The following is a 7,251-nucleotide window of genomic DNA, read 5'->3' on the forward strand; positions in this document are numbered from 1 at the left end:
TGAGCTCGCTAAAATGACGAGGTCTTTTGATTTAGATGTTGTCAAAGTCACCGTCATTCTGAACAGCGAGGAACGAGGTGATTCAGAATCGATCATCCGATTGTGCAGTGGTGAGGGTGAGTTGGAAAGAAAGGCGTTTGCTGTTAGCAGATTCTTAGTCTCGCTTAAGCTCGCTAGAATGACGAGATCTTTTGATTTAGGTGTTGTCACAGTGGTCGTCATTCTATACAAAAAGCCCAGAAACAAGGTTCTGGGCTTTGGTGGGATAGATTGCGGTTAAAGAATAAAGCGGCTTAGATCTTCATCTTCAATCGTGTCGCCTAGGCGCTCTTTCACATAAGCGGAATTAATAACGAATTTAGCGCCAGATTGCTCCGCTGCGTCGTAAGAGATTTCATCCATTAAGCGTTCCATAACGGTGTGTAAGCGACGAGCACCGATGTTTTCGGTGCTTTCGTTGACCGTCCATGCCGCTTCCGCGATTTGCGTGATGCCGTCTTCTGTGAATTCGATGTCCACATCTTCCGTTTTCATCAACGCAACGTACTGCTCTGTTAGAGAGGCTTTTGGTTCTGTCAGAATGCGTTTGAAGTCGTTGCTGCTTAGTGCTTCTAGCTCAACACGAATTGGTAGACGACCTTGCAATTCTGGGATCAAGTCAGATGGTTTTGCCACTTGGAATGCACCAGATGCAACAAACAGAATATGGTCTGTTTTTACCATGCCGTGCTTGGTTGATACCGTGCTGCCTTCAATCAATGGAAGTAGGTCGCGCTGAACACCTTCGCGTGAAACGTCTGGGCCTGAGCTCTCGCCGCGTTTACAGATCTTGTCGATCTCATCGATAAATACGATGCCGTTGTTTTCAACGTTGAAAATCGCTGCTTCTTTTAGCTCTTCTTGGTTTACCAGTTTCGCCGCTTCTTCTTCCGCTAACGCTTTCATTGCGTCTTTGATTTTCAGCTTACGTTTTTTCTTAGTGTCGCCTGCCAGGTTTTGGAACATGCCTTGCAGCTGGTTAGTCATCTCTTCCATACCAGGAGGCGCCATGATCTCTACGCCCATCTGCGGTGCGGCTACGTCGATTTCAATTTCTTTATCGTCTAGTTGGCCTTCACGCAGTTTCTTACGGAAGATCTGGCGAGTGTGAGAAGACTCTTCCGTTTGCTCTGCTTGACCCCAGCTATCACGTGCTGGTGGCAGTAGCGCATCAAGAATGCGTTCTTCCGCTTGCTCTTCTGCGCGGAATTTCACTTTCTCCATCGCTTGTTGATGCGTCATTTTCACAGCGACATCGGTTAGGTCACGGATGATGGTTTCAACTTCTTTACCAACGTAACCCACTTCGGTGAATTTTGTCGCTTCAACTTTGATGAAAGGGGCATTTGCTAGTTTTGCAAGGCGTCGTGCGATTTCAGTCTTACCAACACCAGTAGGGCCAATCATCAAGATGTTTTTTGGTGTCACTTCGGCACGCAAGCTTTCTTCAAGCTGCATGCGGCGCCAGCGGTTACGAAGTGCAATCGCAACCGAACGCTTGGCTTTTTCTTGACCGATAATGTGGCGGTTCAATTCATGAACGATTTCGCGAGGCGTCATTTCAGACATATTCTTTCCTTACTTCGTTACGATTACGCGGTTGGTTTTTCAAGCTCTACTGTTGAGTCTAGCTCTTCTACCGTGTGGTGATGGTTAGTGAAGACACAAATATCACCCGCGATATTGAGAGATTTTTCCGCGATCTCACGAGCATCTAGATCTGTGTTTTCTAGTAGGGCGGTTGCGGCAGCTTGTGCGTAAGCACCACCAGAGCCAATCGCAATCAGGTCGTGTTCTGGCTGTACGACATCACCATTACCGGTAATGATTAACGATGCGGTTTCGTCGGCAACGGCAAGTAAGGCTTCGAGCTTGCGCAAAGCACGATCGCTACGCCAGTCTTTGGCTAGCTCAACTGCCGCTTTGGTTAGGTGACCTTGGTGCATTTGCAGTTTGCTTTCGAAGCGCTCAAAAAGGGTGAAGGCATCCGCAGTACCGCCGGCAAAGCCCGCTAGTACTTGGTTGTTGTATAGGCGGCGAACTTTGCGCGCATTACCTTTCATTACGGTATTGCCTAGAGATACTTGGCCATCACCCGCGATGACGACTTTATTATTTCGACGTACAGATACAATGGTAGTCACAGTCGACCTCTTGATTATTTCTCTTTGGATTTAATTCAGTATATGGGGGAGGAGAAATGGGGATTCAAGGGGGCAAAAAGAAAGGCCCTAGGATCTTAGCTCCTAGGGCCTGAGTTTAAAGATTTTCTTTCCAAATCGCACACGGCTCGATTTTCGCGCGTTGCAGTTTATGACGGTCACGTTCTGCATCACGTTTGAACTTATACGGACCTAGCACCACGCGATACCATGAACTGCCTTCTTTCTTACGAATCTTGCTCGACATCCCTTGGAACGCGATTGCAAGCTTGCGCTCTTCGGCTTGTGCCTGAGTTTTGTACGCGCCACACTGCATGATGTAAGGAATTTTAGAAACTTCAATTTCTTTGGCCACAACTTCAACTTCACGTTTCGGTAGTGACTCAACATATTCCCATTTTTCTTCTGGTGGTGGCGGCAAGTCTTTTTTCGGCTTTGGTTTGCTTACAGTGGTTGTTGGCTGCTTCACGACTGGTTGTTTAGGTTCTGGGTCGCTACTCAAAAGGTAAAGACCATAGCCAAAACCGCCCACGAGCAAGATAGCGAGCAGGCCACTGCGCCAAGGTTTTTTTCTTCTCGGCGGCTGTTTTTTTGTCGACTTTTTTGGGGCGCCTCGCCCCCGTCTTACATAATCTCTATTTGCCACGGTTATTTCTGGTCATCAAGGATTCTTGCAAATATGTTAATCCAGAACGAGTTGAGAAAACACCCTATTGATAGAATCTTGATAGCTAAAGCGCGACAACGCCCGAGTGTAGGAGTGTGTTTCTGTTCTCGCTTATATTTATTCGGGGATATACAAAAAGCAGGAGGGGTAAATAAAAAAGCGGCGCCTTAGCACCGCTTTGGGGATGAATACCTAATCTTCAGGTTAAGGGCGCTGTGGTGGCGCTGCACTTCCACGAATGACGAGATTAGTTTCAAGCAGACGCGAGCCTGAATGCACGTCGTGGCCTTTTAACATCTCGAGCATCATTAGCATCGCTTGTCGACCAATCTCATAGCGAGGTTGAGAGATGGTGGTCAACGGTGGATCGCAGTACTGAGCGAAGTTAATGTCATCAAAGCCCACAACAGAGAGATCTTGCGGTACTCGTAAGCCAAGCTTTTTCGCTTCTTGAATTGCGCCGATGGCCATTGTGTCACAGTGACAGAAAATAGCCGTTGGTGGTTCTGGCAATTCGAGCAGTTTACGAACGGCTTTTGCTCCGCCATCAAAAGAAAACTCAGTAATGACACTATATTGTGGATCTTTATTGATGCCGGCACGGCGCAGGGCTTGTTGGTAGCCTTGCTGGCGGAACTGACACAATATTGCTGTATCTGGTCCAGAGATTTGAGCAATGCGTTTATGACCTAATTGGGTCAGGTAATTCACTGCTTCAAATGCAGAGGTCAGGTTATCAATATGTACTGTCGGAAGCTCGAGTTCAGGCGCAAATTCACACGCCATTACCATCGGAGGTAAGTTCTTTTGCTCTGGCTTACTGACATCGAATGGTAGATCTGTACCAAGCAGTAGCATTCCATCTGCCTGCTTAGTAAATACGAGGTTAACGAAAGAGCTTTCGCGTTTCTTCTGTTGTCCGCTATCGCCCAGCAGGACTAGATAACCATGTTCCATGGCTGCATCTTCAATACCGCGAATAATTTCAGAAAAATAAGGATCACAGATGTCGGGAACGATAGTAACAATGGTTTTTGATTCGTTTCTACGTAAGTTACGCGCTAATGAGTTTGGAGAATAACCCGCTTCAAGTACGGCATCTTCTACTCTCTTTCTTGTAGAAGAAGAGACTTTCTCTGGATTCATTAAGGCTCGAGATACCGTAGCCGTAGACACTCCCGCAAGCTGGGCAACATCCTTCATTGTCGCCATAGTTTTAACCTCTCATTTATTTTTTGCCAAGATGACGTTATTCCGGTTTGAAATCAGAGTAATCAAACCGAGTTAGAGCTGTGTTTGCTCTTCGCTCAGTTCGTGTTAACGAGTGGGAAAATGGATTCTTCACCGCGATATCAATTTGTGGGAATAGTCATTGTTTTAATCTAAGCCTGTGCAAACAAGTCACTTTAGACTTTTCTAATTTGGATAGTCTATTCATTTCTAAAGTGAAAGTTACGGTCTGTTTAACAAAAATTGTAATCTTGGTGTGATTCTGGTCACATTAAATGGTAATTCATTACATAGTTAAACGTTTGCTAGCTGAGATCTTGTGGTTCTATGTCTAAATTCCAGCGTACTTTCTTAGCATTTGGCAACAACTCAATAGCAGGTTTGGCACTGGTTAATAACTTTTGCATCAATGAACGATGCTGAGTTTGCAGTAATAGTTGCCAACGGTATTTACCAGCCCGCTTGGCCAAAGGTGAAGGAGTAGGGCCTAACACCATGCAGGAATCATCGAACAGAGGGTGTGACTCTAACGTAAAGCGAACCTGACGCAGGAAGTCTTCAACTACCTCACTTTGGTTCGCCTCTGCTTTAAACAGAGTCAAGAAACTATAAGGCGGAAGCTGAGCCAGTTTGCGTTCTTCCAGAGCAGTCATAGCAAAGTGGCGATAGTCTTTTTGAAGCAGGGCTTGCAGCAAGCTGTGCTCAGGATGGTGGGTTTGTAGGATAACCTCGCCAGGTTTACTTGCGCGGCCGGCACGACCTGCGACCTGAATAAACAACTGCGCTAGTCGCTCGGAAGCGCGGAAGTCACTACTATAGAGAGAGCCATCAACATCCAAAAGAGCAACGAGCGTTACATTTGGAAAATGGTGCCCCTTAGCCAGCATTTGGGTGCCAATCAGAATTTGATGTTCACCTTTGCGAATCGATTCAAGGGCATCTTCCAAACTACCTTTGCGACGTGTGCTGTCTCTGTCGATGCGAATGGCGTTGTATTCTGGAAATAACTGAGCCAATTGTTGTTCGAGTTGTTCCGTTCCTACGCCGACGGTAACCAATTGGGTTGAACCACACCCCTGACATTGATGAATCACCGGTTGTTGTGAGCCGCAGTGATGGCAGCGTATTTCGTTGCTGTAATGGTGGAACGTATAGTACGCATCACAGCGTTTACATTCTGCAATCCAACCGCATTCATGGCACATCAAAGCGGGCGAAAAGCCTCGACGGTTAAGAAACAACATTACTTGATTGCCCGCTTTTAAATGCTTGCGCATCTCGGCAATCAGTTGGGCAGATAAACCACTTTCTAAATACTGACCTTTTACATCTAACACTTTATTAGTGGTTGGCACGGCAGAGCCAGCTCGTTGGGTTAGTGTTAAATGGTGATATTTGCCTGACAAGGCATTGTGTAATGTCTCCAGTGCAGGTGTGGCTGAGCCCAGAACAATCGGAACTTGTTCTTTATGAGCGCGCATTACAGCAACATCGCGTGCATGATAACGCAAGCTATCTTGCTGTTTGTAAGAGGTGTCATGTTCCTCGTCCACAATGATAATCCCGAGATCAGCAAAAGGCGCGAGTAGGGCAGAGCGTGTGCCGATAATGATTCCGGCCGCTTTGTCGCGTGCAGAAAGCCACGCATTCAGACGCTCCGTCTCGTTTAACCCGGAGTGGATGACGTCAACTGGCACATTAAAACGGCGTTTAAAGCGGTTGATGGTTTGGGGCGTTAAGCCAATCTCTGGTACTAAAACCAAGGCTTGTTTCCCTTGCTCTAAAACTGGCTTGATAAGGTTGAGGTACACTTCTGTCTTACCTGAGCCCGTGACGCCTTCTAATAAATAGGAGGCAAAACCTGTTTGGCTATTTACACTCGCAATAGCCAGCGCTTGTTCGTGGTTGAGCTTTGGCTTTTCGACGTCGCATTCAACGTGCTGTCCCCACTGGGTGATTACAGGCTTCTTCTCGATACGTTCAATCCAGCCTTTCTCTTCTAAAGACTTTAGTACTGTTGAGGCTATCTCTTGGTCGACAAATTCCTGGTGAGGCAAAGCGCCGTTAACCAACATTTGCAAGACCTTCTGTTGTTTGACCGCTCGACGATCAAGCCCTTGCATCAGCTTGTCTTTACCGGATTCGGTAATTTGCCACTCTTGTAGCGTCGCAAAATCTGCAGGCTTTCCTTTACGTAGAGCTGCTGGCATCGCATTGTGTAGCGTATCTCCAAGTGGGTATTGGTAGAACTGGCTGCACCAAGTCAGCAACGAATAAAGCTTTTCAGACCATATCGGCTGAGAATCAAGAACTGCTTTGATTGGCTTGAGTTGATCTTTGGGAAAGTCCGAGTGATTAACCATCGCGGTGACGATGCCAACTAACGTTTGACGTCCAAAAGGTACGGATACGCGTCCGCCAATGATCGGAAACAGGTGCCCCGGAATGGCGTAATCAAATTGTTTGTCGAGCGGAACGGGTAATGCCACTCTAGCAATGGTTGGACGCATAAATTCTTAGCTATTAAAAAAGAGGGAAAGGAAATGAGAGTCTATTAAAATCGGTATGGAAATTCGAGTAAAGCAATGCGATTCAGCGTGAATCGTTCCTCTATGATTAGTCTGGCTAAAAAAGTGGCGAAAAAGTTGCCAAATGTGTTGATCCGAGCAATGTGATTCTTTACTATATCGCGCCTTGAGATATGGCTTCGGCAATTAGTTGATGCGGTATCCCATTTTATTATTAATTGCGTGTGGTGTGCGGCTTAGATTCGTATAGCGACACGGCCTACTATTGAGGTTATCCCATGAAAGCTGGTATCCACCCAGAATACAAAGCAGTAAAAGCGACTTGTTCTTGCGGCAACTCTTTTGAGTTCAACTCTACTCTAGGTAAAGAGTCTATCCACCTAGACGTATGTGACAAGTGTCACCCATTCTACACTGGTAAGCAACGTATCGTTGATACAGGCGGCCGTGTTGATCGCTTCAACAAGCGTTTCGGTGCACTATCAAGCGGTAAGAAATAATAGCAGCCGCTATTACGATTACAGTTTAGAAAAGGACGCTTCGGCGTCCTTTTTGTTTTCAGCCCTAAACCACCTACTTCAGTAGGTGGTTATCATCCGTTTCGGCTTTGCCTGTAAAACTACTC

General features: G+C 46.4%; 7 protein-coding genes. 2 read left to right on the forward strand and 5 right to left on the reverse strand.

What is annotated here, in order from left to right:
• Positions 1-280 (forward strand): hypothetical protein (locus R7Q47_RS21760; RefSeq protein WP_318089375.1); only part of this gene is annotated, 280 nt, incomplete at its 5' end.
• Here the strand turns inward: R7Q47_RS21760 and hslU are convergent.
• The 5 genes from hslU to priA form a co-directional block, all read right to left on the reverse strand.
• The gene (gene hslU / locus R7Q47_RS21765; protein ID WP_047101881.1) at positions 277-1,608 is read right to left on the reverse strand and encodes an HslU--HslV peptidase ATPase subunit; all 1,332 of its coding nucleotides are present in this window, start codon (positions 1,606-1,608) and stop codon (positions 277-279) included. The two genes, R7Q47_RS21760 and hslU, sit on opposite strands and share 4 nt — an antisense overlap.
• Before the next feature lie 23 nt (positions 1,609-1,631).
• Entirely contained in the window at positions 1,632-2,183 is a 552-nt protein-coding gene (gene hslV / locus R7Q47_RS21770) for an ATP-dependent protease subunit HslV (RefSeq protein ID WP_238843520.1), read from the reverse strand.
• A gap of 115 nt (positions 2,184-2,298) precedes the next feature.
• A complete protein-coding gene (gene ftsN, locus R7Q47_RS21775; RefSeq protein ID WP_017820300.1) occupies positions 2,299-2,847 on the reverse strand; it encodes a cell division protein FtsN in 549 nt (182 codons plus the stop codon).
• A gap of 225 nt (positions 2,848-3,072) precedes the next feature.
• Entirely contained in the window at positions 3,073-4,080 is a 1,008-nt protein-coding gene (cytR, locus tag R7Q47_RS21780) for a DNA-binding transcriptional regulator CytR (RefSeq protein ID WP_005379543.1), read from the reverse strand.
• Between the two features lie 323 nt (positions 4,081-4,403).
• Complete coding sequence (priA, locus tag R7Q47_RS21785; RefSeq protein ID WP_053349704.1) at positions 4,404-6,608, reverse strand: primosomal protein N'; 2,205 nt, start codon at positions 6,606-6,608, stop codon at positions 4,404-4,406.
• Positions 6,609-6,904: 296 nt separating this feature from the next.
• Here priA and rpmE point away from each other — a divergent pair, with 296 nt between their 5' ends.
• Complete coding sequence (rpmE, locus tag R7Q47_RS21790; protein WP_005379546.1) at positions 6,905-7,126, forward strand: 50S ribosomal protein L31; 222 nt, start codon at positions 6,905-6,907, stop codon at positions 7,124-7,126.
• Positions 7,127-7,251: the final 125 nt, after the last annotated feature.

This window comes from Vibrio sp. Vb0349, from assembly GCF_033338975.1.

Bases quoted from the DNA above. Each gene is read 5' to 3' on its own strand.
- rpmE (WP_005379546.1), top strand. From the start codon at position 6,905: ATGAAAGCTGGTATCCACCCAGAATACAAAGCAGTAAAAGCGACTTGT.
- hslU (WP_047101881.1), bottom strand. From the start codon at position 1,608: ATGTCTGAAATGACGCCTCGCGAAATCGTTCATGAATTGAACCGCCAC.
- priA (WP_053349704.1), bottom strand. From the start codon at position 6,608: ATGCGTCCAACCATTGCTAGAGTGGCATTACCCGTTCCGCTCGACAAA.
- cytR (WP_005379543.1), bottom strand. From the start codon at position 4,080: ATGGCGACAATGAAGGATGTTGCCCAGCTTGCGGGAGTGTCTACGGCT.